The organism is Kineosporia succinea (genome assembly GCF_030811555.1).
Classification (GTDB): domain Bacteria; phylum Actinomycetota; class Actinomycetes; order Actinomycetales; family Kineosporiaceae; genus Kineosporia; species Kineosporia succinea.
Window position 1 is genome coordinate 1,540,089 of record NZ_JAUSQZ010000001.1, and the last position, 22,690, is coordinate 1,562,778.

The 22,690-nt window shown below is 71.1% G+C and carries 16 protein-coding genes and 1 pseudogene; 4 read left to right on the plus strand and 13 right to left on the minus strand.

Annotated features, from left to right (window positions below):
• Positions 1 to 3 precede the first annotated feature (3 nt).
• The 10 genes and pseudogenes from J2S57_RS06880 to J2S57_RS06920 form a co-directional block, all read right to left on the minus strand.
• On the minus strand, positions 4 to 3,504 hold the full coding sequence (locus tag J2S57_RS06880; RefSeq protein ID WP_307239593.1) for an ATP-binding cassette domain-containing protein: 3,501 nt from the start codon (positions 3,502 to 3,504) through the stop codon (positions 4 to 6).
• Positions 3,505 to 3,667: 163 nt separating this feature from the next.
• On the minus strand, positions 3,668 to 3,811 hold the full coding sequence (locus J2S57_RS06885) for a hypothetical protein (protein WP_307239595.1): 144 nt from the start codon (positions 3,809 to 3,811) through the stop codon (positions 3,668 to 3,670).
• A gap of 147 nt (positions 3,812 to 3,958) precedes the next feature.
• Positions 3,959 to 4,828: a 16S rRNA (adenine(1518)-N(6)/adenine(1519)-N(6))-dimethyltransferase RsmA gene (gene rsmA, locus J2S57_RS06890; protein ID WP_307239597.1), complete on the minus strand. Its 870-nt coding sequence runs from the start codon at positions 4,826 to 4,828 to the stop codon at positions 3,959 to 3,961.
• Positions 4,829 to 4,952: 124 nt separating this feature from the next.
• Positions 4,953 to 5,162 carry a transglycosylase family protein gene (locus J2S57_RS35305; RefSeq protein ID WP_370882584.1) on the minus strand — a complete coding sequence of 70 codons (210 nt, stop codon included), beginning with the start codon at positions 5,160 to 5,162 and terminating at the stop codon, positions 4,953 to 4,955.
• Between the two features lie 159 nt (positions 5,163 to 5,321).
• Positions 5,322 to 6,275 (minus strand): annotated as a pseudogene (locus tag J2S57_RS06895) (resuscitation-promoting factor); the annotation flags it as partial.
• Between the two features lie 277 nt (positions 6,276 to 6,552).
• Positions 6,553 to 7,410: a TatD family hydrolase gene (locus J2S57_RS06900; RefSeq protein WP_307239601.1), complete on the minus strand. Its 858-nt coding sequence runs from the start codon at positions 7,408 to 7,410 to the stop codon at positions 6,553 to 6,555.
• A gap of 57 nt (positions 7,411 to 7,467) precedes the next feature.
• Positions 7,468 to 9,267, minus strand: coding sequence for a methionine--tRNA ligase (gene metG, locus J2S57_RS06905; RefSeq protein ID WP_307239604.1), 1,800 nt, complete (start codon positions 9,265 to 9,267; stop codon positions 7,468 to 7,470).
• Positions 9,268 to 9,297: 30 nt separating this feature from the next.
• On the minus strand, positions 9,298 to 12,171 hold the full coding sequence (locus J2S57_RS06910; RefSeq protein ID WP_307239606.1) for a DUF6493 family protein: 2,874 nt from the start codon (positions 12,169 to 12,171) through the stop codon (positions 9,298 to 9,300).
• A 4-nt stretch (positions 12,172 to 12,175) separates the two neighbouring features.
• Positions 12,176 to 13,540: an SWIM zinc finger family protein gene (locus J2S57_RS06915; protein WP_307239608.1), complete on the minus strand. Its 1,365-nt coding sequence runs from the start codon at positions 13,538 to 13,540 to the stop codon at positions 12,176 to 12,178.
• 131 nt (positions 13,541 to 13,671) lie between these two features.
• Positions 13,672 to 14,844, minus strand: a complete 1,173-nt coding sequence (locus J2S57_RS06920; protein WP_307239610.1) for an aminotransferase class I/II-fold pyridoxal phosphate-dependent enzyme — start codon at positions 14,842 to 14,844, stop codon at positions 13,672 to 13,674.
• 231 nt (positions 14,845 to 15,075) lie between these two features.
• On the opposite strand from J2S57_RS06920, the gene J2S57_RS06925 reads away from it, so the two are divergent.
• The 3 genes from J2S57_RS06925 (at position 15,076) to J2S57_RS06935 (ending at position 17,206) form a co-directional block, all read left to right on the plus strand.
• A complete protein-coding gene (locus tag J2S57_RS06925; RefSeq protein ID WP_307239612.1) occupies positions 15,076 to 15,702 on the plus strand; it encodes a hypothetical protein in 627 nt (208 codons plus the stop codon).
• A 23-nt stretch (positions 15,703 to 15,725) separates the two neighbouring features.
• A complete protein-coding gene (locus J2S57_RS06930) occupies positions 15,726 to 16,463 on the plus strand; it encodes a VOC family protein (RefSeq protein WP_307239614.1) in 738 nt (245 codons plus the stop codon).
• Positions 16,464 to 16,630: 167 nt separating this feature from the next.
• A complete protein-coding gene (locus J2S57_RS06935) occupies positions 16,631 to 17,206 on the plus strand; it encodes a GNAT family N-acetyltransferase (protein WP_307239616.1) in 576 nt (191 codons plus the stop codon).
• Here the strand turns inward: J2S57_RS06935 and rsmI are convergent.
• Entirely contained in the window at positions 17,170 to 18,030 is an 861-nt protein-coding gene (gene rsmI, locus J2S57_RS06940; RefSeq protein ID WP_307239618.1) for a 16S rRNA (cytidine(1402)-2'-O)-methyltransferase, read from the minus strand. The genes J2S57_RS06935 and rsmI overlap by 37 nt on opposite strands.
• A complete protein-coding gene (locus J2S57_RS06945) occupies positions 18,027 to 19,802 on the minus strand; it encodes a hypothetical protein (RefSeq protein WP_307239620.1) in 1,776 nt (591 codons plus the stop codon). The genes rsmI and J2S57_RS06945 overlap by 4 nt, the downstream gene beginning before the upstream one ends.
• Before the next feature lie 200 nt (positions 19,803 to 20,002).
• Here J2S57_RS06945 and J2S57_RS06950 point away from each other — a divergent pair, with 200 nt between their 5' ends.
• Positions 20,003 to 21,601: a dolichyl-phosphate-mannose--protein mannosyltransferase gene (locus J2S57_RS06950; protein WP_370882442.1), complete on the plus strand. Its 1,599-nt coding sequence runs from the start codon at positions 20,003 to 20,005 to the stop codon at positions 21,599 to 21,601.
• Here the strand turns inward: J2S57_RS06950 and J2S57_RS06955 are convergent.
• Positions 21,598 to 22,626 (minus strand): LLM class F420-dependent oxidoreductase, encoded by a 1,029-nt coding sequence (locus tag J2S57_RS06955; protein ID WP_307239624.1) that lies wholly within the window; start codon positions 22,624 to 22,626, stop codon positions 21,598 to 21,600. The two genes, J2S57_RS06950 and J2S57_RS06955, sit on opposite strands and share 4 nt — an antisense overlap.
• Between the last annotated feature and the right edge of the window lie 64 nt (positions 22,627 to 22,690).

Sequence of the window (22,690 nt, forward strand, 5' to 3'; positions counted from 1 at the left end):
GGATCAGCCGGCCAGGTGACTCCAGCGGCTGTCGAGCTCCGACCACCGGCCCTGCGCCACCGCGTGACCGCTGATCATCACCACCACGCGGTCGGCCCGTTCCAGCGCCGCCCGCTTCGAGGTCGAGCCCACCACCGTCACGCCGTGCTCGCGCAGGGCCTGCCAGAGGTCGAGCTCGGTGCCGACGTCGAGTGCGGACGACACGTCGTCGGCCACCAGCAGCTCGGTGCGCGGGGCGAGCGCCCGGGCCAGGGCCAGCCGCTGCAGTTGGCCGCCCGAGAGCCGGGTGCCCTTGTGCCCGATCATCAGCCCGAGCCCGGCCCCGGCCTCGCTCAGGTCGCGCTCGAGCTGGGCCGTGGCCACGGCCGTGTGCATGTCCACGTCGTGCCCGAGCGAGATGTTGTCGGCGACCGTGCCCGACAGCACCCGCGGCACCTGGCCCACGTAGCCCACCTGGTTGGGGCGCAGGAACCGTTCCGGCTCCGTCACCTCCGACCCGTTCCAGGCCAGCGACCCGGTGTGGTGCACGATCCCGGCCAGCGCCCGCAGCAGCGACGACTTGCCCGCGCCGACCGGGCCGACCACCAGCACCAGCTCACCGCGGTGCACGGTCAGGTCGACGTCGCGGGCACCGACCACACCGTCTTCGTGCACGGCGGTGAAGCCGGACAGCGTCAGCTCGCGCAGCGGCTCCCGGCCGGGCAGCACCGGTGCCGGTGCGGTGCCCTCCGCCAGGTCGACCTCGGCCAGCGCGGCCGAGTAGTTCGCCTCACCGATCATCGCGTGGGTGCGACGGGTCCAGACCCGGGCCGACGGCAGCTGGGACACGAACGACGCCGTGGTCCAGGCGAACCACCGGGCCGAGCCCAGCGTGGACACCACGATCAGCACGGCGGCCGAGGTCAGGCCCCCGTTCAGGTACAGCGCCCAGGCCCCGATCGGCAGCAGGCCGGTGGTCAGCGCCGGGGTGGAGCGCGACCAGACCTGGATCATGATCTCCTCGCGCTGCCGGTCGCTGCGCACCCGGTCGAGACCGGCCAGGTGGCCGAGCACCGGCCGGGTGGCCCCGCTCAGCTTCACCGTGCGGGCCGCCGACAGCGACGACACCAGGGCGGTCGCGAACGACGCCCGGGCCGTGACCGTGCGGGCCGCCGCCTTCTCGAGCCTCGGCCCGAACCCGGTGGCGACCAGGCCGGACAGGAGCATGGTGGCCCCGAAGAAGAGCGCCGGCACGATCGAGCCGGACACCACGGTCATCGAGACCATCACCAGCACGCCGATCATGTTGTCGACCATGTTGTCGGCCAGCTGCACGACCCGCTCGGTGTCGCCGGACTGCGCGATCACCGCCGCCGGGGTGTGGTTACTGACGCGCCGGTCACCGGTCTGGCCGTGGGTCAGGCGCAGGTTGATGCGCAGCATCTGGCGCACCCACCACTCCGGGAACCAGCGGTCGGTGAACCACGGCAGGGGCGCCGTGATCAGCAGGGCCGACACGATGCCGACGGCCGGCCAGAGCACACCGCCGGAGCCGTCGACCAGGTCGGCCCAGAGCCAGGGCAGGACCGAGCCGTCGAGGCCGAGCAGGAGCAGCACCAGGAACACGCCGATCGCGGACATGCCGTAGCGGGCGTCGTTGCGCAGGAGCCGGAAGATCTCCCTGACCGTCGAGCCGCGGACCTCGCCGTCGACCGGTGGCGGGTCGGTGCGGCCCGGGGCTTCGGTGATCACCGACTCGGGGGCCGTCGGCGCCGACGCGACCGACGCGTCCTCCAGCAGTTCGCCGGAGGCCGACCGCTGGGCCGGAAGGTGACCGCCCCCGCCCGCCATCACGGGCGAGCGCAGCCGGCTGGACTCGGCGAGCCGCGCGAACCGCTCGGACTGCGCCAGCGGGCCGGACTCGACCACGTGGCCGCTCTCGAGCACCACCACCTCGTCGCAGTCGGCCACCGACGACAGCCGGTGCGCGATCACGATGCCGATACGGCCCGCGAGCAGCCGGGCGCTGGCCCGCTGCACCTGCGCCTCGGTGACCGGGTCCATGCGGGCGGTGGCCTCGTCGAGAATCACCAGGTGCGGTTCGCGCACCAGGATCCGGCCGAACGCGACCAGCTGCTCCTGACCGGCCGAGAGCACGTAACCGCCGTCGCCGAGCCGGGTGTCCAGCCCGTCGGGCAGACCGGCCACCCAGGGGCCGAGCCCGAGCTCGTCCATCACCCGGCCGGCCGAGCCGACGAGCTCCGGGTCGAACAGGGCAATGTTCTCGGCCAGCGACCCGGCCAGGATCTCGGTGCGCTGCGGCACCACGGCCACCCAGCGCCGCAGCTGCTCCAGGTCGATGGTGTTGAGATCGGTGCCGGCCAGGCGCACCGTGCCGTCGGGCACCTCGACCGACCGGGTGAGCACCTTGGCCAGCGTGGACTTGCCCGACCCGGTGCGGCCGATCAGCGCATACGAGCGGCCGGGCGTGAACGTGAGCGACACCCCGTGCAGCACGGCGCCCCGCTCGGACTCCCCCGGATAGGTGAAAGTCAGGTCGCGGATGGTGAGTTCGCCGTCTTCCGGCTTCTCGCCACCCGTCGGCTCGACCTCCGAGGCGGCCAGCTGCACCACCCGGCTCCACGCCCCGAGCCCCTGCTGCAGGTGCGGGACCATGCGGCAGATGTGGTCGACGGTGGCCCCGAAAGCCAGGGCCAGCAGCCAGATCGAGGTCAGCCGGGCGGCGTCGAGATGACCCGCCTGCAGCGCCCAGATCCCGCCGAGGACCACCACGGCGATCGCCCCGCGCACGATGAACGAGGCGGCGACCGCCAGTTGCGCGCTCAGCCGCCAGACTTCACGCCCCCGGCGCAGCACACGGCTCGAGCGGTCGGTGAAAAGCCTCAGGACGTAAGGACGGGCCAGGGTGGTGCGCACGTCGTCCTGCCCGTGGATCGACTCCTCCATCACCGCGGCGAGGTCGGACCAGGCCTCTTCCTCGCGCATGCGGGCAGGGTTGATGCGCCGCACCTGGGGCGCCAGGCCCTTCGCCGCGACCGCCACCACGACGATCATGCCGATACCGGCCGGCCACCACACGAACAGCGCGGTGAGGATGGAAAGCGCTGCCACCGCGACATATTGGAAGATCCGCAGGCCGCTGTTCCGCAGCTCGCTGGCGACCTGGTAGATGTCCTGGTCGATGCGGTCGAGCATTTCGCCGACCGGGGTGCCCTCGAGCGCCTGCAGCGGCTGCGAGAAGGCCACCGTGCACAGGCGCCCGCGCAGGTCGGCCGACCAGTCGGCGGTGAGCCGCGCGGCCACCATGTTGACCGCGAGATCGCCCAGCACGTAGAGAACCAGGCCGATCGCGAGCACGGTGAACATCACACCGGAACGGTCGACCAGCACCGGCCCGGCCACGGCCGCCGCGGCGGCCTGGCCCGCACCCCCGAACACCACGAGAGCGACCACTAGGGCGCACTGTCGTGGGGAGGTCTGCCACAGGTCTCGGAGCAGGCGCATGACAAGCAGATCCTTCGGCAGGCGGGGGCGGCCTACCTACATTGCCGTTATTTCGGCGCGGATCTCAATGCATTTTCCTGGCCGGGTCCCGGCGAGCTCAGGGCCGAGTCCCGGCGAGCTCAGGGCCGAGTCCCGGCGAGCTCAGGGCTGAGTCCCGGCTGGCTCAGGACTGAGCGGGCTCCAGCGGTGCAGCGCCCGGGCGCACCTGACGCGGGAGCGTGGCGATGCGCTGCTCCAGGTCGATGCTGATGGCGCTCATCGTGGCGACGCTGATGGTCGGCGTGCCCACGCTTCCGTTCTCTGTCATGCGGGTGAACCTACGACCCCTGATCGGGCGACGCCTCCCGACGACACGGACATATCGACACCGCGACGTGAAAATCCGCTGTAAGGCCGTGCCCGGCCCGGCGAAACGGCCGAAGGAGATGTCGGACTCATCGCATATCCGAGCTTCTCAGCCTTTGTGAGCTGCCGCCACGTCTGCGAACTGCTGCACGGTGAGCCGTTCCCCGCGGGTCTTCGGGTCGATCCCGGCCTGGCGCAGCGCGGCCTCGGCGGCGTCGGGCGAGCCCGCCCAGCCCGCCAGCGCGGCCCGCAGCGTCTTGCGGCGCTGGGCGAAGGCGGCGTCGACGCAGGCGAACACCTCTTCACGGGTGGCCGTCGTCTCCGGCTGCGGGCGGCCGGTGAACTGCACCAGCCCGCTCTCCACGTTCGGCACCGGCCAGAACACCTGCCGCCCGACCGCACCGGCCCGGCGCACGTCCGCGTACCAGGCGGCCTTCACCGACGGCACGCCGTAGACCTTGTCGCCGGGGCGGGCCGCGAGCCGGTCGGCCACCTCGGCCTGCACCATCACCAGGCCGGAGCGCAGGGTGTCGACCCGCTCGAGCAGGGTCAGCAGCACCGGCACGGCCACGTTGTAGGGCAGGTTGGCCACCACCGCGGTCGGGGTGCGGCCGTCGACCTCGAGCTGCGGTGCGTGCACCAGCAGGGCGTCGGAGAGAACGACACTGAAGCGTGAGGACGCGTCGGGCGCCTTGGCCGCGACGGTGGCCGGCAGTTCGGCCGCCAGTTTGGGATCGATCTCGACCGCGACCACGGTCGCGCCGGTCTCCAGCAGCGCCAGGGTCAGCGAGCCCAGGCCGGGCCCGATCTCGGTGACCAGGTCGCCCTCACCGATGCCGGCCAGCCGCGCGATGCGGCGCACGGTGTTCGCGTCGACCACGAAGTTCTGGCCGAGGGTCTTGGTCGGGCGGACGTCGAGCCGTTCGGCCAGCTGACGGACGTCGGCCGGGCCGAGGAGGGAGATGGACGACGTGGACACAACCGCCGACGATACAGGTGAGGTGACCGAAGGCTCTCACCCGACCGACGCGTCCATCATCGTCGCCCGACCGAAGAAGGGGCCCGACCGCGGTTGCGGACGAGCCCCTTCCCAGGACGAGCGGTTACAGCTTCTTGCCGCAGACCGGCCACTGACCGGCGCCGGCCTTCTTGTAGAGGAGCTTGGCGCGGTAGGTCTGCTCGGAGGCGCTGGCGTCGGCCGGGTTGCCCGAGCCGCCCACCGCCGCCCACGTGCTGGTGCTGAACTGGTAGAGCCCGTAGTAGCCGGCCGGGTTGACCGCCTTCGGGTTGCCGCCCGACTCGCACTGGGCCAGGGCGGACCAGTTGAGCGAGTCGACGCCACCGCCGACGCTGCCACCCCCGCCCGAACCGGAGGAGCCGCCGCTCGAGCCGGAGGAAGCCGCGGGCTTCTCCTTGGTGCCGACCTGCACGACCTCGGTCACCGGCTTCGTGGAGACCGTGGTGCGGACCAGGGTGCGCTTGGTGATCTTCCCGTCGGTGCGGGTGATCCTCCAGACGGCCTTCTTCACGCCGTCCTTGCCCTCGGTGGCGACCTTGGTCTCGCCCTCGTAGAGCTTGCTGGTCTCGACCTTCCTGGTCGAGTGGTCGACGGCGCTGGTCTTGGTCACGTTCTTCTGCGTGACCCGCTGCACCTTGACCGTGAGGCCGTCGCGCAGCGTGGTGCTGGGCACCTGGGACAGCTTGTCGAGCGAACCGACCTTGACCTTCTCGTCGGTGAGCAGCTCGGACACCGTGGCCGCGGTGGTGGTGATCTTGTCCTGGTCGCCGTCGGCGATCAGGGTCACCGCCTTCGGCGTGCTCAGCGACATCGTCATCCCGGCCCGGTCGATACGGGCGGAACGCGATGCGGACAGCTCCGCCCCGTCGGTGCGCACACCGAGGGCCAGGAGCGCCTTGTCGACCGAGAGCTCGGTGGTCCAGTACGTGCGCTCCGTGCCGTCCACCGTGAGGTTGAGGGGCCGCGCGTAGCGGACGACCACGGTGTCACCCTCGCCGACCGACGCGTCGGAGGCGGGAGCGACCAGGTCACGATCGCCGACCGAGATGTTCTGGTCGTCGAGGAGGTCCGAGACGCTGGAGGCGAAGGAGTGGACTTCGGTCGTACGACCGTCCACCGAGAGGGTGATGGTCTTGTTCGCCTGGCTGTACCAGACGCTACCGCCGACGGCTGCGGCGACGACTACTGCCTGCGCGATGTAGCGCGCCGGTCTGCTGTGGACGAGCGAGCGCACGATGCTCCAAGCCTCGTACTCTCCGGGCACGGCTGGCGGAGACGATCCGGAGGGTGATCGTTTCGTCCTCGAACCACCTGCTCGGCGGCTTCCGGACCTCCGCCGGGAGGGTCCGATCCCGGCTGTCGACCGCACACCGTAATCGAAACGAGACCGGATCCCAAGCCGGAGCACCCGTTCGCGATCTTCGGACAGTTCCGGTCAGACCTGATCGATGCAGGTCGGGACGGCCGCCATGACCTGCGTCACGGTGCGAAAAATAGTGCCGTTCAAGCCTTTCGGGACCCCCCAAAATAGTGACACGGCGAAGAGTCAGAAACTGGGCCGTAAGACGTCACGGGTGGGGTAGCGGACCACGAGAACGGGGCTGCACCGAGGGTCACGGAGGGCCTTGACGGCCGCTCCGTCCCTTTCGTGATCATCGTTGGGCTTTCGGCCGTTCGGGAGCCATTTACCAGGGACCGTAGACGCTCTCGGTGGTGCTGTTGAGGATGGTGCAGACCTCGTCCAGATCGCGCCCCAGCTCCGCGGCCATCGCCCGCACCGTGAGCGGCACCAGGTAGCTCGCGTTGACCCGGCCCCGGTGAGGCACGGGAGTCAGGTAGGGAGCGTCGGTCTCGACCATGACCCGCTCGAGCGGCACGGCCTTCAGGGCCTCGCGCAGGTCGGCGGCGTTCTTGAAGGTCACCGTGCCGGCGAACGACAGGTACCAGCCGCGGTCGGCCGCCAGCCGGGCCATCGCGGCGTCGCCCGAGAAGCAGTGGAACACCGTCTTCTCCGGCGTTCCCTCCTCGTCGAGAACCCGGATCACGTCGTCGTGAGCGTCGCGGTCGTGGATCTGCAGCGCCTTGCCCAGCCGCTTGGCCAGGTCGATGTGACGCCGGAAGGAGTCTTCCTGTGCGGCTTTTCCGTCGTCGTCGGTGACCCAGTAGTGGTCGAGGCCGGTCTCGCCGATGACCCGCACCCGGGGATGCCGCGCGAGCTGCTCGATCTCGGCGAAGGCCGCATTGAGTTCTTTCGAGGCAGCGTGTTTCGTGGCCTCGGTGGGGTGCAGGGCGACACCGCCGAGCAGTTCGGGAAAGCGGTCGACGGCCTCGACGGTCCAGCGGGCGGCCGGGAGGTCGCAACCGATCTGGACCATGCGGGTGACGTTGACCGAGACCGCTTTCCCAATCAGGTCTTTGACGTGCTGTTCGGCCTGCGTGCTGCCGACCTCGGTTCCCCGCACGTGGTCGAGGTGGGTGTGGTTGTCCACGACCGGCGAAGGCAGGGCCTCCGGCAGCGGGACCGGTTCGTCGTTCTTCTTCATCGCAAACCTGATGAGGGACGCCCGTGGTCACCACGGGCGTCCCTCATGCGCTCCTTCTTATTTGTCTTTGTCGGCGAGGCGGGCGAGCTCTTCCTCGACCACCGAGTCGTCGAGCTTGGTGAAGATCGGCGTGGGCGCCGCGATCGGGGTGCCGGGCACGATCGCCACCGACTCCCAGGCCGCCACGGTCTCGCCGAGCGTGTAGTTGCCCATCAGGACCGGGTAGCCCGGGCCGCCGTCGAGGTCCTCGACCTCGCGGATCTCGGGCAGCGGGGCCACGGTGCCGACGCCGCCGAAGGTTTCGTACACCTTCTGCGAGCTGTGCGGCAGGAACGGGCTGAGCAGCACCCGGCAGTCGCTGATGGCCTGGGCAGCCACGTGCAGAACCGTCTTCATGCGCTCGAAGTCGGTCTTCTTCAGCTTCCAGGGCTCGGTGTCGGAGAGGTACTTGTTCGTCTCACCGACGATGCGCATGGCCTCGGCCAGCGCGGCCTTCTGCTTGTGCGCGGCGAGCAGGTCACCGACGCTCGTGAAACCCGCCTTCGTGGTCTCGAGAAGCTGGGTGTCGACCGGCTGCAGCTCACCGGCCGCCGGGATCTCACCGAGGTTCTTGTTGATCAGCGAGGCCGTGCGGTTGACCAGGTTGCCCCAGCCGGCGACCAGTTCGTCGTTGGTGCGGCGCACGAACTCGGCCCAGGTGAAGTCGGTGTCCTGGTTCTCCGGGCCGGCGGCGCAGATGAAGTAGCGCAGTGCGTCGGGCTGGTAGCGGCTCAGGATGTCGCGCACGTAGATGACCACGCCGCGGCTGGAGGAGAACTGCTTGCCCTCCATCGTGAGGAACTCGCTGCTGACGACCTCGGTGGGCAGGTTCAGCTCGCCGTACTTACCGACCTCGCCCCCCTTCGCGCCCTTGCCCGCGTAGGCCAGGAGCTCGGCCGGCCAGATCTGCGAGTGGAAGGTGATGTTGTCCTTGCCCATGAAGTAGTTCGACACCGCCTCGGTGTCGTTCCACCACTTGCGCCACTGCTCCGGGTCGTCGGTGCGCCGGGCCCACTCGATCGAGGCCGACAGGTAGCCGACCACCGCGTCGAACCAGACGTAGAGCCGCTTGCTCTTGTTGTCTTCCCAGCCCTCGAGCGGAACCGGGATGCCCCAGTCGATGTCCCGCGTCATCGCGCGGGGCTTGAGGTCTTCCAGCAGGTTGAGCGAGAACTTGAGAACGTTCGGACGCCAGCCCGTGCGCGTCTTCAGCCACTCGCCCAGCGCCTCGGACAGCGCGGGCAGGTCGAGGAAGAAGTGCGTGGTCTCGACGAACTCCGGGGTCTCGCCGTTGACCTTGCTCTTCGGGTTGATCAGGTCGGCCGGGTCGAGCTGGTTGCCGCAGTTGTCGCACTGGTCGCCGCGGGCGTTGCCGTAGCCACAGATCGGGCAGGTGCCCTCGATGTAGCGGTCGGGCAGGGTACGGCCGGTGGACGGCGAGACCGCCCCGGTCGTGGTCTGCTCGATCATGTAGCCGTTGGCGTGGTCGGTGCGGAACAGCTCCTGCGCCACGGTGTAGTGGTTGACCGTGGTGGTGCGGGTGAACAGGTCGTAGGACAGGCCGAGGGCGTGCAGGTCTTCGACGATCATGCGGTTGTAGCGGTCGGCCAGCTCGCGCGGCGTCACGCCTTCCTGCTCGGCCTGCACCAGGATCGGCGTGCCGTGCTCGTCGGTGCCGCTCACCATGAGCACGTCATGACCGGCCATTCGCATGTAGCGGCTGTAGACGTCGGAGGGCACGCCGAAGCCGGCGACATGGCCGATGTGACGAGGGCCGTTGGCGTAAGGCCAAGCGACCGCGGTGAGGATCCTGGTCATGTTCTGAATCTTTCCACGTCTGGCGAGCCGTTATGACGGACGGGGCCCGGGCAGCACCGCGAGGAGGCGACGGGCCTCGCTGCGGACCCGGCTCCCACTCCGGCGGGCGGCGACCTCGGTGAGTCTCTGGTGCAGGTCGGCACCGGTCGGCTCGGCGCCGGTCGGCTCGGCGCCGGTCGTGGGTGCTGTTGCCGCCTCACCCAGCTGGGCCACCTCACCCAGCTGGGCCACCTCACCCAACTGGGCCACCTCACCCGGCTGAGCCACCCCGCCCGACTGGGCCACCTCACCCAGCTGGGCCACCCCGCCCGACTGGGCGGCCTCGACCGCCAGGGCCAGCAGGTCGCCGAGCCGGTTGACCGGGTCGTCGTCACCCCGGGGCAGACAGGCCGGCAGCGCCGCGGCCAGGACCGGCCAGAGCTGCGCCCAGCCCCCGGCCTGCCCGACACCCCGCAGCCCCTCGACCACCCGGTTCAGCTTCACCTGCCGATCGGCGACCAGCTCACCGAGCAGCGCCCCGAACCCGGACGGGTCGAGCTCGCCCCGGGCCAGCACCGCGATCAGGGCCTCGGTGGTGCCTGCCCGCTCGGTCGCGTCGGCCAGGTCGAGCCCGAAGCAGTACAGCAACTGCGTGGCCCGACCGGTCGGCCCGGCCACCTCGCCGTGGAACTGCAGCACGACCCCGGCGTCCCGATCCAGCTCGCGCACCTCGTGCACCAGGTGGGCGGCCACCACGTCGCGGTCGAAGGGGAGCATGGCCGTCCAGAAGTTCAGCCAGGTCTTGTCGCGGTAGGTGTGGGCGTGGGTCTGGGGAACCGGTAGATCCCAGAGTCGTTTCCACGGGTCGGGCAGCCGCGCCGCCGACTCGTTCGGGGTCAGGGTCGCGACCGGCGAGGTGATGTACGACGTGTCTTGAGGCCCGTAGAACCAGGTGTCGCTCTTGCGGGTCCAGGAGTCGAGGTCCACCCGGGCCTCGGCCGCGCCGAGCACGTCGAGCTGCTCGGCCCGCTCGGCCCCGGCGACCCGGCGCACCACCTCGAGCACCCCGGCCCGATCGGCCGGCCGCACCCGCAGCCAGGCCTGGCTCAGGTCGTGCGGCCAGGGAAGGCACCCGGCCGCCTCGATCAGCTGCAGCCGGCGGACCAGCTCGGCGGCCTCGACCGCGCCGTCGACGGTGCTCGGCGTGGCCAGCAGCACCGGCACCGGCGCCCACCAGATGCCGGCCAGAATCTCGCACAACCGGTGGAACAGCGGCACACTCGGATCGGGCGCCGACCAGGACACCCTCGGCAGCGCCAGGTCGGCGAGAGCGACCGCCTGGCGGTGCCGTTCCCCGGCCGGACGGTCGGCGCAGGCCAGCGCCGAGCTCACGCAGCCCTGCAGCGCGTCGCCGAGGTCCCGCACGGCGTGGGCGTTACCGAGCTTCTTCGAGTACTTCTGGGGCGGTACCTCCGCACTGAGCCACGTCCGCTGCTCGGCCACCGGGGCCAGCGCCGCGCGCAGCCCCTCCGGGTCGTGCCAGGAGAACCGCACCAGCGCGTCGAGAAAGCGCTCGATGCGCACCACGTCTTTCTGCCGCCACCAGTCGTCTCCGCGGAGGTACACCGCCAGCTCCTCGGCCAGCTCCTCCGGGTCGGTGATCGCCTCGAACGCCGGGGCGGGCTGCGGGACGGGCAGTTCCGGGCCGGCGATCGGCTCTTCGGCAACCGCACCGAGCAGCCCGGCCGCCCGCATCCGCAGGTCGGGCGCCAGGGCCTGTGCCGCGAGAACCAGTTCGGCGCGGGCCAATTCGAACAGCTCCCCCAGGTGCGGCGCGATCAGGTCGAGCACCCGCTTCTGCAGCGCCGGATCGGGATGGCCCAGCCCGGAGGCCGTCGCCAGAACCAGCGGCTCCCGCGGAGCACCGCGCAGAGCGGTGCGCAGCCAGGTGAGCTGCCCCTTGAACAGCCCCTTGTCGGGCCGCACCATGATCGCCGAGGTGACCTCGGTGAGAATCGACGCGGGCAGCTCACCGGCCTCGTCGAGCCGGCGCAGCCGCTGCTGGGCCATCGTGGCCACGTTCGCGGGGGCGGCCGCGACCAGGCTGACGTACTGCCCGAGCCGGCTGCCGACCTCGGCCGCCGTCGGGTCGATCTGGCCGTGCAGCACCAGCAGACCGTGCAGGTCGACCTTGCGGTCGGTGGTCTGCAGCGCCCCGACACAGGCGTCGACCAGCTCGGACCGGGACAGCGCCCCCTCGGCGGCGAGCCGCACCAGGGCCTCGCCCCGCCCCTCCTCGTCGAACAGCTGACCGCCGTCACGCAGTGCCAGGGCCCGCATCACCAGCACCGACCAGGACGGCCGGGCCCGCACGTCGGCGACCACCCGCTGCACGTCACGCACCCAGTACAGCGAGAACGCCGGCGGCGTGGGCGGTTCACCGGGGGCGAGCCGGACCAGTTCGAGCGCCAGGCGGGGGAACCAGGCCTCGCTCCAGAGGTCGTCGGCCCGCACCCGCCCGGCCAGGTCGGCGGCGAGCTTCGGCTGCCCGGTGAGCCCCCGGACCTCGAGAACCCGCAGCAGACGGGCGGTCAGGGTGTCGACCCCCCGGGCGTCGTCCACCTCGATCCGGCGCAGCGCCACCACCAGTTTGGAGGCGGGCAGGGTGCCCACGGCCGCGATCGCCAGGCAGGCCATCAGGCCGTCCGGCCCCCGCCGGGGGTTGCGGAACACGTGCGCCTGCTCGTTGTCGTCGTCCCACCACCGCGTGGCCAGCCGGGCGAACGTCGCGACCTTCGGCGCCAGCTCGCGGCGCTGTGCCTCGGTCAGCCCGAGCACCAGCTTCTCGGTGACCTCGGCCCCGTCCTTACGCATGACCTTGAGCAGGCCGTCCCAGTCCACCACGTCCACCACTGCCTCTGCCATGACCTCAGATCTCCCCACGAACCGACTGCTCCACCGCGAGAACGTGTTTGCACGGCCCCCGACTGCCCTGATGCTTCGCGAACCACGGGCAGGTGCACGAGCGGCGATCTCCCACCAGGCGCACCCGGTGCCGGTGGTCGCCGCTGCTCACCAGCGCCGACACCTCGCCCGGCTGGTTGCGCCCGACCGACACCGCCCCACTCGCGACCAGCGCTCTCGCGGCCCCGTGACGGGGATTCATGCGCTCGATCACGTCACCCGCGAACGGCAGCTCACGGTGGAACGAGGCGGCCTCGGCCAGATCTCGCCCGACCCGCCCGGACGCCCCGAGCCGCACCAGCGCGTCTCGCACCCGGGCCGGTGTGAGCCCGGAACCGGCGGCCAGCTCGGCGATGTCGATGCGCGGCTCGAAGGCCAGCAGCACACTGACCAGGTCGGCGTCTTCGGCCCCGGTGTCGGACGCGAGCGCGTCGAGCACCGCGCCCTCACCGGAGAAACCGCGGGTGGCGTCGGGCGACAGCGTGGCGGTGAGCCGCATGCCGGGCAGTGTCAGCTCCCAGGCGCTGGCCACCGGATGACCGGCCCCGGTGACGGGCGGCCCGTAGACCCGCAGCCCGGTGGCGAACCGCAGCAACGGCAGGATCGCCGAGAGCCGCTGCGGGGCGGGCAGACACACCGCGCCCGGCGTCGGCCGGGAGACCAGCCGCAGCGACCGGCCGGCCGGGGCGAACCAGAACGCCCCGCTCGCCCGCCGCTGACTCGGCAGTGAGCGCAGCAACCGGGCCGCCTCGGCCGCCGGGATCTCGGCCCGTGCCTCGAAATCGCCTGTGAGCACATAGATCTCGCCGAACCCACGCACCCACCGCTCGGGCAGCGGCACCTTCTTCTCCACCACCGCGTCGGTCTTCGTGGTGACCGTGACGTCGTCGGGACCGACCGCCAGGTGCAGGGCGCTGCCGTCGAGCACCCCGCTCAGCAGGCGCCGCAGCGGCTCGTTGACGTCGACATTGGTGGTGCCGTGATCGACCACGTCGCCGTCGTACCCCGCGCTCAGCACGTCGAGCCGCAGGTGCACGCCACCGCACACCGAGAACGACTCGAACCGCAGCCGCTCACCGTCGCTGGTGACCACCGGATCGCGGAACGCGGTGTCGGCGGGCTGGAAGTAGCGGGTGCGCGCCACTTCTGCCACAGCCAGCAAACCGGCCGCGGCCACCCCGGGGCGCTGCAGGAACCCGTTGAAGAACCGCGGATGTGCCCCCGCGCCGGAGGGACCGCGCAGCGCGGTGCCCCCGGACGTCTCCAGGTCCAGCTCGCCGGGGGCGAGACTGGACGGCCGACGGTAGCTGTAGGTCTGGACCGACTCCATGCCTCACAACGTAGCGACGGGGTCCGACAATCTTGATCCAACCCGGGCAACCCCACCCGACCGGAGCCCGGGAACCCGACCGACGCGTCCGCAAGCCCGCAAGCCCGCAAGCCCGCAAGAGCGACGAGGCCCTAGAACAGCCCCCGCTTGATCTGACGCACCGCCTGCGCGATGCGGTGCTCGTTCTCGATCAGCGCGAACCGCACGTGCCCGTCCCCGTCCGGCCCGAACCCGACACCCGGCGACACCGCCACGTCGCACTCCTTCACCAGCCGGGTCGCGAACGCGATCGAGCCCTCCGCGCGGAACCGGGGCGGGATCGGAGCCCAGACGAACATCGTCCCGGCCGGCCGCTCCACCTCCCACCCGATCCGGGTCAGCCCGTCGCACAGGGCATTACGCCGTGCCTCGTAGATGGCGTTGACCTCGGCCGGGTACTCCGAGGCCTCGTTCAGCGTCACCGTGGCCGCGATCTGCACCGGCTGGAACGAGCCGTAGTCGAGGTAGCTCTTCAGCTTCGCCAGCGCCGCGACCACCTCGGCGTTGCCCAGCAGGAAGGCCATCCGCCAGCCCGCCATCGAGAACGACTTGGTCATCGAGTACAGCTCGACCGCGCACTCCAGCGCGCCCTCGCACTCCAGGATCGAAGGCGGCCGCACCCCGTCGAACCAGACGTCGGCGTAGGCGAAGTCGTGCACCAGCACCACGTCGCGCTGCCGTGCCCAGTCGACCAGACGCTGCAGGTCTTCCTTGGTGGCGGTCGCGGTGGTCGGATTGTGCGGGAAGCACAGCACCACCACGCGGGGCTTGGGCCAGCCGTACTCCCAGGCCTCCATCACCGCGTCCACGTAGTCGGAGGCACCACCCGGCCCGATCGTGACCTGCCGGGCGTCGGCCCCGGCGAAGTACGGGCCCCAGATGTGGATCGGGTACGACGGCGAGGGCACCAGCGCCGCGTCGCCGGGCTGCAGCAGCACCCACATCAGGTGACTGAAGCCCTCTTTCGCGCCGATCGTGGCGATGACGTTGGCCACCGGGTCGAGCTCCACGCCGTACTGGTCGGCGTAACGGGCCGCGATCGCCTCGCGCAACTTGGGCAGGCCCCGGCTCGAGGAGTACCGGTGGTTGCGCGAATTGCGCGCGGCCTCGGCCAGCTTCTCCACGGCGATCTCCGGACTGGGGATGTCCGGATTACCGAAACCCAGGTCCACGATGTCTTTCCCGGCTCGTCGCGCCTCGAGCTTCAACCCGTCGATGATGGTGAAGACGTACGGCGGCAACCCCGGGATTCTCCTGAACTCCACCGCGGCAACGGTAGTGAACGCACCGGCGATGCCCCGATAGCCAATCGCCTGATCCTGGCCATGCCGGTCCCATCGGTGAATCTGTTCACACCAGCATCAAGCAGGAGTCACTCCACCACCGTCCGTCACGGAAAGTGGCATCAAGCCCCTGCATACGTACCGATCATGGGTGTTTGACGCAGAGTGCGCGCCAGAGCTTGGATCGGACGCGGCCCGAGGGGGGAGACAGACGTGGTGCAGTGGATCGACGAGCCCGCGCCGTCGCGGTGGCGCTCCCGAGCGGCAGTCATGGCGGACGTGGTGGTCGCCGCGGTCGCGGGTGTCACCCTCGGGGTGGTGTCGGGAAAGGCCGCGGCCAGCGACCTGTGGGGCGGCATCTTCACCTCGGCCGGTCTGTGGATCGCGCTGATCACGGTGATCGGGCTGTTCGCCCCCAGCACCGACCGGGCCGTGCTGAGAACGGTCGTGCAGATGCCCCTCACGGTCGCCGCCCATCTGGGGCTCGGCCCGGCCCACCCGCCGCCGGAGCAGACCCTGGGCTGGTGCGTCCTGGCCGCCGTCGCCGCCCCGGTGCTGGCCGGCTTCGCCCACGAGGCCCGGCGCGGCGGCTGGCTCGGCTCGATCGTGCTGGCCTGCCCGTCGGCGCTGCTCATCGCCGAGGCCCGGCCCTGGCACAGCAGCCCGTTCGGCGACCCGGTGGCCCAGTTCGACCTGGTGGCCGCCGCGGCTCTGCTGCTCCTGGCCCCGGTGCCGCTCGGCGTGCGGCTGAGGGCCGCCCTGCTGACCGCCCCGGCCGTCTACGGCACAGTCCATTTGCTCGGTGCGGCAGGAGATCTGGTGGAGCGGCTGCGGCCCTGACCGGTCTGGGCCAGACTGCCTTCATGCCGACCCGGTTGACGAACCTCGTGATCGACTCCGCCGACCCCGCCGCCCTGGCCCGCTGGTGGGGTGAGGCACTGGGCTGGACCGTCTCCTACGAAGACGTGAACGAGAGCGACCTGACCCCGGCCCCGGGCGAGCCCGGCCTCGAGCTCACGTTCGTGCCGGTGCCCGAGGCCAAGAACGGCTGGAACCGCCTGCACCTCGACCTCGCCTCCCGCGACGCCGCGCACCAGGCCGAGACCGTGGCCCGGCTGGAGCAGGCCGGCGCCACCCGCGTCGACATCGGCGTGGAGCGTCCCTGGGTGGTGCTCGCCGATCCGGAGGGCAACGAGTTCTGCGTGCTCGAGCACCGCGACGAGTACGACAACCGCGGCCCGGTCGCGGCCGTCGTCGCGTTCGCCCACGACCCGGCCGCCCTCGGCTCGTTCTGGCAGCAGGCCGCCGGCGGTGAGCTCGAGGCCCCCGACGGCCCGACCGCCACGATCGAGCTGACCACCCCCGGGCCGCTGCTGGAGTTCATCCGCAGCGAGGCCCCCAAGACCGTGAAGAACCGCCTGCACCTCGACGTTCGCCCCTACGCCGACGACGACCAGGCCGCCGAGGTCAGCCGTCTCGTCAACCTGGGCGCGCTGCGCACCGACGTCGGCCAGGAGCAGGCCGCCCCCGGCGAGGTCACCTGGACGGTGCTGACCGACCCGGAGGGCAACGAGTTCTGCGTGCTGCGCCCCCGAGCCTGAGAAGACCTCACCCCCTGAGACGCCCGCCCCCTCGAAACGCCCGGCCCCTCGAAACGCCCGGCCCTCGGAGAAACCCCGCCCCCTGAGTCGCCCGATCCCGGAACGCGCCCCCGCAGCGCCCCCGAAACCGATCGGCCGGCCGACCGGAAGCACGAAAGACTCCCGGGGTGACGATCCGACTGGAGACCGACCGCCTGATCCTGCGCCAGTGGCGCGACGAGGACCGCGCTCCCTGGGCCGCGATGAACGCCGACCCGGAGGTGCTGCACTTCTTCCCCTCCACCCGAACCCGCGAGCAGTCCGACCTCGCCGTCGACGGGTTCATCCACCACATAGACGAGTTCGGCTGGGGCCTGTTCGCCACCGAGCTCAAGGAGTCCGGCCAGTTCGTGGGCACGATCGGACTCTGGCCCATGCCCGCCGGCTTCCCGGCCGCCGACCTCACCGAGATCGGCTGGCGCCTTGACAAGCCGTTCTGGGGCAAGGGTTACGCGCCCGAGGGAGCCCGGGCGGTGCTGGAGTTCGCCTTCGGGACGCTGGGCAAGCCCGAGCTGGTCTCGATGACCACGGTGACCAACGCGGCCTCACGCCGGGTGATGACGAAGATCGGCATGACCTACTCACCCGACGACGACTTCATCAACCCCGACTACGAACCCGGCTTCTGGCAGGGCCCGCACGTGCTGCACCGCATCACGAAGGAGCGCTACGAGTCCGAACGCGCCCGCACCGCGGCGTCGTAGAGCCCGCGCTTGTTCGCACCCGCCTGGGCCGCCACGGCGGCGACGGCCTCCTTGAGCCGCTCCCCCGCGTCCACCCGCTCGAGCACCTGGGTGACCAGCGTGGAGGCCGCCGACGGGTCGGACAGGTCGACCGGCACCGGTTCCGGGGCTCCACCCACCACCAGGCAGATCTCCCCCAGCACCTCCGAAGACGCGGCCCAGGAAGCCAGGTCGCCCAGCGGGCCGCGCCGGATCTCCTCGTAGGTCTTGGTCAGCTCCCGGCACACCGCCGCCGGGCGGTCGGCCCCGAAGGCGTCACTCATCGCCGCCAGGGTGTCGGCCGTCCGGCGCGGCGACTCGAAGAAGATCATCGTGCGTGGCTCGGCGGCCAGCGCCCGGAAGGCCGACGAGCGCTTGCCGCTGGTGCGGGGCGGGAACCCCTCGAAGCAGAACCGGTCGGTGGGCAGCCCGCTCAGCGCCAGCGCGGTCAGCGCGGCCGACGGCCCGGGCAGAGCCGTGACCGGGAACCCGGCATCGACCACGGCCTGCACCGCCCGCAGCCCGGGATCCGAGACCCCCGGCATGCCCGCGTCACTCACCACCAGCACCGTGCCGCCACCGGCGACCACCTCGAGCAGCTCGGTGGACCGGTAGCCCTCGTTGTGCTCGTGGTTGCTGATCACCCGGCCCTGCGGGGTGATCCCCAGGGCCGCGGCCAGACGCCGGAACCGCCGGGTGTCCTCGGCGGCGATCAGGTCGGCGGTCTCGATCAGGCGGCTCAGCCGCACCGAGGCGTCTTCCGGGTCGCCGATCGGGGTGGCGGCCAGAACCAGGCGGCCGGTCACGTGAGATCCCAGACCAGCACACCGTCTTCGGCCACCGGCTCGGACCCGATCAGGGCCGTCACCGTCTGCCGCAGCGCGTCTTGCGAGGAGTCGGGCCCGAGCACGATGCGGTCAGCCCCCCAGGCCTGGATGTCGAGCGCGGCCTGCTGCCGCATCGCCGGTGTGACCACCGGAACGCTGCCCGTGTACTGCACCTCGGTGAGCAGCCGGGCGGTGGTCGGATCCGCCTCACCCCCGACGTACGCCTGGCCGTCGGAGGCCGGGCCGAGGAAGTAGCCGCCGGGCATCTTGAACGCGTAACCCGAGGCCGACTGCCAGCGCATCGCCTTGGGCAGCGTGGCGACCGGGTAGGGCAGCACCACGACGACCGTGTCGTCGGCGAGCTGCGGGGCCTCGTCGGTGAACCAGGCGGGCACCACCGGCGCGTCTTCGACCGGGATCGCCGCCGGCAACAGCGGGGCCAGGCAGACGACCGACACCCCGACCGCTCCCACGGCGCGGGCGGTGACGGCCCAGGTGGTCACGGACCGGCCGGTCGTCGGCTGCAGGAACCGGTGCCGGGAACCGCTGCGCAGCCCCTGCACCGCGAGCGCGAGCAGCGTGCCCGCGAACACCGCCACCAGCAGCCCGAGCCGGGTGGCGAGCGAGGCCTCGGTCACCGGCAGGCTCTGCAGCAGCGCGTAGGGGCCCTGGTGCTCGGTCCACACGCCCTCGATCCAGATCCGGCCGCCGAGCGACAGCGCGATCGTGACCGCCAGGCCGACCGCGGCGCAGCGTACGGCCACCATGCGCCAGCCCAGCACGATCGTCACCAGGCAGGTGACGAGCAGCGGCCAGCCCAGGTAGGCGAGGTGCTCCTCGATGCCACCGGCGAACCGCCGGGCCTGCACCAGGTCTTCGGCGGTGTGGAACAGCACACCCGAGGTCGGGGTGAAGAAGGCCGTCACGTCGGCGCCGAAGTAGTCCTTGGCGAAGGGACTTCCGTGATGCGCGTGCGGCCCGAAGAACTGCAGGTAGAGCGGGTACGCGGCGAACGGCAGGAACACCGCGAAGGCCACCGCGAGGGTACGGGCCAGGCGCTTGGCCGCGACCCGGATCTGGCGCGGACGGCAGGCCGCGGCGGTCAGCAGGATCAGCAGCGCGCCCAGACCGGCCTGGAACAGCACCTCCTCACCGACGAACACCTGCAGCAGCGCGACCACACCGAGCCAGACGCCGGTGCGGCGCCAGCGGTCGGTGGTCCAGGCCTCGACGCTGAGCGCGATGAGGATCGGCAGGCCGGGCGCGAAGGCCATGGTGATGTGCCCGGTCAGCGAGTTCACGATCGCCGGGGAGATCGCGAAGCAGATCGCGCCGACCGAGGCGGCCCCGGTGGAGACGCCCGGCACCCGCCGCAGGGCCCAGTAACCGGCCGCGAAACAGGCCGGGACCGCCAGCACGTTCAGCAGGTTCAGCGTGAACAGCGAGCTCCACAGCAGCGTGAACGGCGAGAGCACGATCGCCGGCAGCAGCAGCGTGGTGTTGTTCATCGCCCCGACGCCGCCGGGCCAGTTCATGTCGTCGGTCTCGAACGGCGTCTCGAAAGAGCCCAGCGCGTGCGGGGTGTGACCGAGCCACCACGAGTAGTGCATGGCGTCGGGCACGTTGCCGGAGATCACCCGGCTCGCCATCCCGCCCCACAGACCCGACGTGGCGTACAGCCCGAACCCGAACGCGACCAGGGCCACGAACACCAGGACCGGCCCCGACGGATCGTCCGGCCGGGTCTTCAACAGCCTCAGGAGCCTCTCCCACCGGGTCTCCTCCGGAGGCCGAGGCTCCTGATCGACCGGTGTGGTCTCCGCCGACGCACTCACCCGTGCCCGTCCTCCCAGTTCATCCGCTCCCCGTACCCGCTCGAAGCGGTCGGCGCCCCAAGTCTGGCAGGTGCACCCACCTCGTCCACCAGTACCTCAAAGACGAAGGCCCTACGATGACGCGGGTGACCAGCTCAGCCGTGGCCACGCGCGCCGCGGTGCGCGAGGTCCAGCCCCCCTCGCCGATCCGGCGCCAGCCCCGCCTGAGCCCGCGGGGCTGGCTCGCCGTGCTGGCCGTCACCGCGTTCGGCGGCTTCATCCGGTTCTGGCACCTGGGCCGTCCCGGCACCCTGGTGTTCGACGAGACCTACTACGTCAAGCAGGGCTGGTCGATGATCCGGGCCGGCTACGAGCTGGCCTGGCAGGGCAAGGGCGAGGACGTCGACCCGCGCTGGAACAAGGGCGACATCGACGTCTTCACCAGCTCTCCCGACTTCGTGGTGCACCCGCCGGTCGGCAAGTGGATGATCGGCCTGGGCGAGTGGGTCTTCGGCCCGACCAGCTCGTTCGGCTGGCGCTTCTCGTCCGCCCTGGTCGGCACCCTGTCGATCCTGATGATCATCCTGATCGCCCGGCGGTTGTTCGGGTCCACCCTGCTCGGCCTCACCGCCGGTCTGCTGCTCTCGATCGACGGCGAGCACTTCGTGCACAGCCGCACCGGTCTGCTCGACGTCTTCGTGATGTTCTGGGCCCTGGCCGCGTTCGGGTGCGTGCTGGTCGACCGGGACACCGGCCGCCGCCGGCTGGCGCTGCGGGCGCAGGCCGAGTTCGCCGAGCGCGAGCAGACCACCGGCGACTCGTTCCGCTGGTGGATGGGTGTGCACTGGTGGCGCATCGCCGCCGCGGTCTGCCTCGGCCTGTGCGCCGGCACCAAGTGGTCGGGCCTCTACTTCGCCCTGGTCTTCGGCATCATGATCATCCTGTGGGACGCCGGGGCCCGCCGGGCGGTCGGCCTGCGGCACTGGTTCCTGGGTTCGGTGTTCTGGGGCGCGATCTCCGGCGCCGGGATGCTCGTGGTCGCCGGTGCCACCTACCTGGCCTCGTGGACCGGGTGGTTCCTCTCCAGCGACGGGTACGACCGGCAGTGGGCCGCCGAGAACCCCGGGCAGGGCATCACCTGGCTCCCGGAGGCGCTGCGGAGCCTGGCGTTCTACCACTCGCAGATGTGGAACTTCAACATCAACCTGGAGGCCACGCACCCGTACATGGCCAACCCCTGGTCGTGGATCGTGATGGGCCGCCCCACCGCCTTCTACTACGAAGACCCGACGCTGGGGCAGAAGGGCTGCACGGTCGACCAGTGCTCCGAGGCCATCACCGCGCTCGGCAACCCGGTGATCTGGTGGGGTGCGACGCTCGGCATCGTGGTGCTGCTGTTCCGCTGGGCGGCGCGCCGCGACTGGCGCGCCGGGGCCGTGCTGGCCGGGCTGGTGGCCGGTTACCTGCCCTGGTTCCAGTACCAGCACCGCACGATCTTCAACTTCTACACGATCGCGTTCACCCCGTGGGTCGTGCTCACCCTGGTCTACGTGCTCGGCCTGATCCTCGGGCGCACCCACGACTCCTCGCGGCGACGGCGCAACGGGGCCTGGCTCGCCGGTTCGGTGGTCGTGCTCGCGGTGCTGGCCTTCTGGTTCTTCGTGCCGATCTACACCGCTCAGGTCATCCCGCAGTCCAGCTGGAGCGACCGGATGTGGCTGCCCAGCTGGATCTAGGGCAACAGCCCGGCCAGGGTCTCGATCGTCTTCACCCGCTCGGCATGCGTGCGGTCGAAGGGCTGGATCGACAGTGTGGTCACCCCGGCCTCGTCCAGCGCGGCCAGTCGTTCCGCCACCCAGGAGGCCGGCCCCACCAGTGCGGTCGAGCGGAGCAGGTCGGCCGGCACGGCGGCCGCGGCCTCCTCCTTGCGCCCGGCCAGGTACAGCTCCTGGATCCGGTCGGCCTGTGCCCCGTAGCCGTAGCGGGTGGCCAGGTCGTGGTAGAAGTTCTTGCCCTTCGCGCCCATTCCCCCGATGTAGAGGGCGAATTGAGGACGCGCGAACTCGAGCAGCGCTTCGGTGCCGTCGCCGATGGCGACGGGCACCGGGACCACCACGTCGAGCGCACCCAGCTCGGGAGCCCGCCGGGAGAATCCGGAGGCCAGCGACGCACCCCAGACCTCCTGAAAACCCTCGGGCCGGAAGAAGAACGGTGCCCAGCCCTCGGCCACCTCGGCCGCGAGCTCCACGTTCTTCGGGCCCATGGCCGCGATCAGGATCGGGATGCGCCCGCGCTCGGGGTGGTTGATGAGCTTCAGCGGCTTGCCGAGCCCGCCCTCGCGCGGAATCCGGTAGTGCGGGCCCGCGTGCTCGAGCTTCTCGCGGCGCCAGACCTGCCGGCAGATCTCGACGATCTCCCGGGTGCGGCCCACCGGGGCGTCGTACCTCACGCCGTGGAACCCCTCGATGACCTGCGGACCACTGGCCCCGAGGCCGAGCGTGAACCGGCCGCCGGAGACGTGGTCGAGCCCGGCCGCGGTCATCGCCAGCAGGGCCGGGGTGCGGGTGTAGATCGGCAGGATGTTCGAGGCGATCTCCAGGCCCGGCACCTTCGCGGCGATGAACCCGAGCTGGCTCACGGCGTCGAAGCCGTAGACCTCGGCGACGTAGACGATGCCCAGGCCGGCCGCGTGGTAATCGGGCAGCTGATCGACGGTCTCGACGAAACTCCCGCTGTACGGCAGCGGCATACCGATCCGCACTGAAGTGCCTCCTGGAACGCTCGAGGATGGCTGGCCGCCCATCTTGCTATCCCCCGGGCCACCA

Coding starts and splice junctions, on each gene's coding strand:
- J2S57_RS06880 (WP_307239593.1), bottom strand. CDS start 3,504: ATGCGCCTGCTCCGAGACCTGTGGCAGACCTCCCCACGACAGTGCGCC.
- J2S57_RS06885 (WP_307239595.1), bottom strand. CDS start 3,811: ATGACAGAGAACGGAAGCGTGGGCACGCCGACCATCAGCGTCGCCACG.
- J2S57_RS06900 (WP_307239601.1), bottom strand. CDS start 7,410: ATGAAGAAGAACGACGAACCGGTCCCGCTGCCGGAGGCCCTGCCTTCG.
- metG (WP_307239604.1), bottom strand. CDS start 9,267: ATGACCAGGATCCTCACCGCGGTCGCTTGGCCTTACGCCAACGGCCCT.
- J2S57_RS06910 (WP_307239606.1), bottom strand. CDS start 12,171: ATGGCAGAGGCAGTGGTGGACGTGGTGGACTGGGACGGCCTGCTCAAG.
- J2S57_RS06915 (WP_307239608.1), bottom strand. CDS start 13,540: ATGGAGTCGGTCCAGACCTACAGCTACCGTCGGCCGTCCAGTCTCGCC.
- J2S57_RS06930 (WP_307239614.1), top strand. CDS start 15,726: ATGCCGACCCGGTTGACGAACCTCGTGATCGACTCCGCCGACCCCGCC.
- J2S57_RS06950 (WP_370882442.1), top strand. CDS start 20,003: ATGACGCGGGTGACCAGCTCAGCCGTGGCCACGCGCGCCGCGGTGCGC.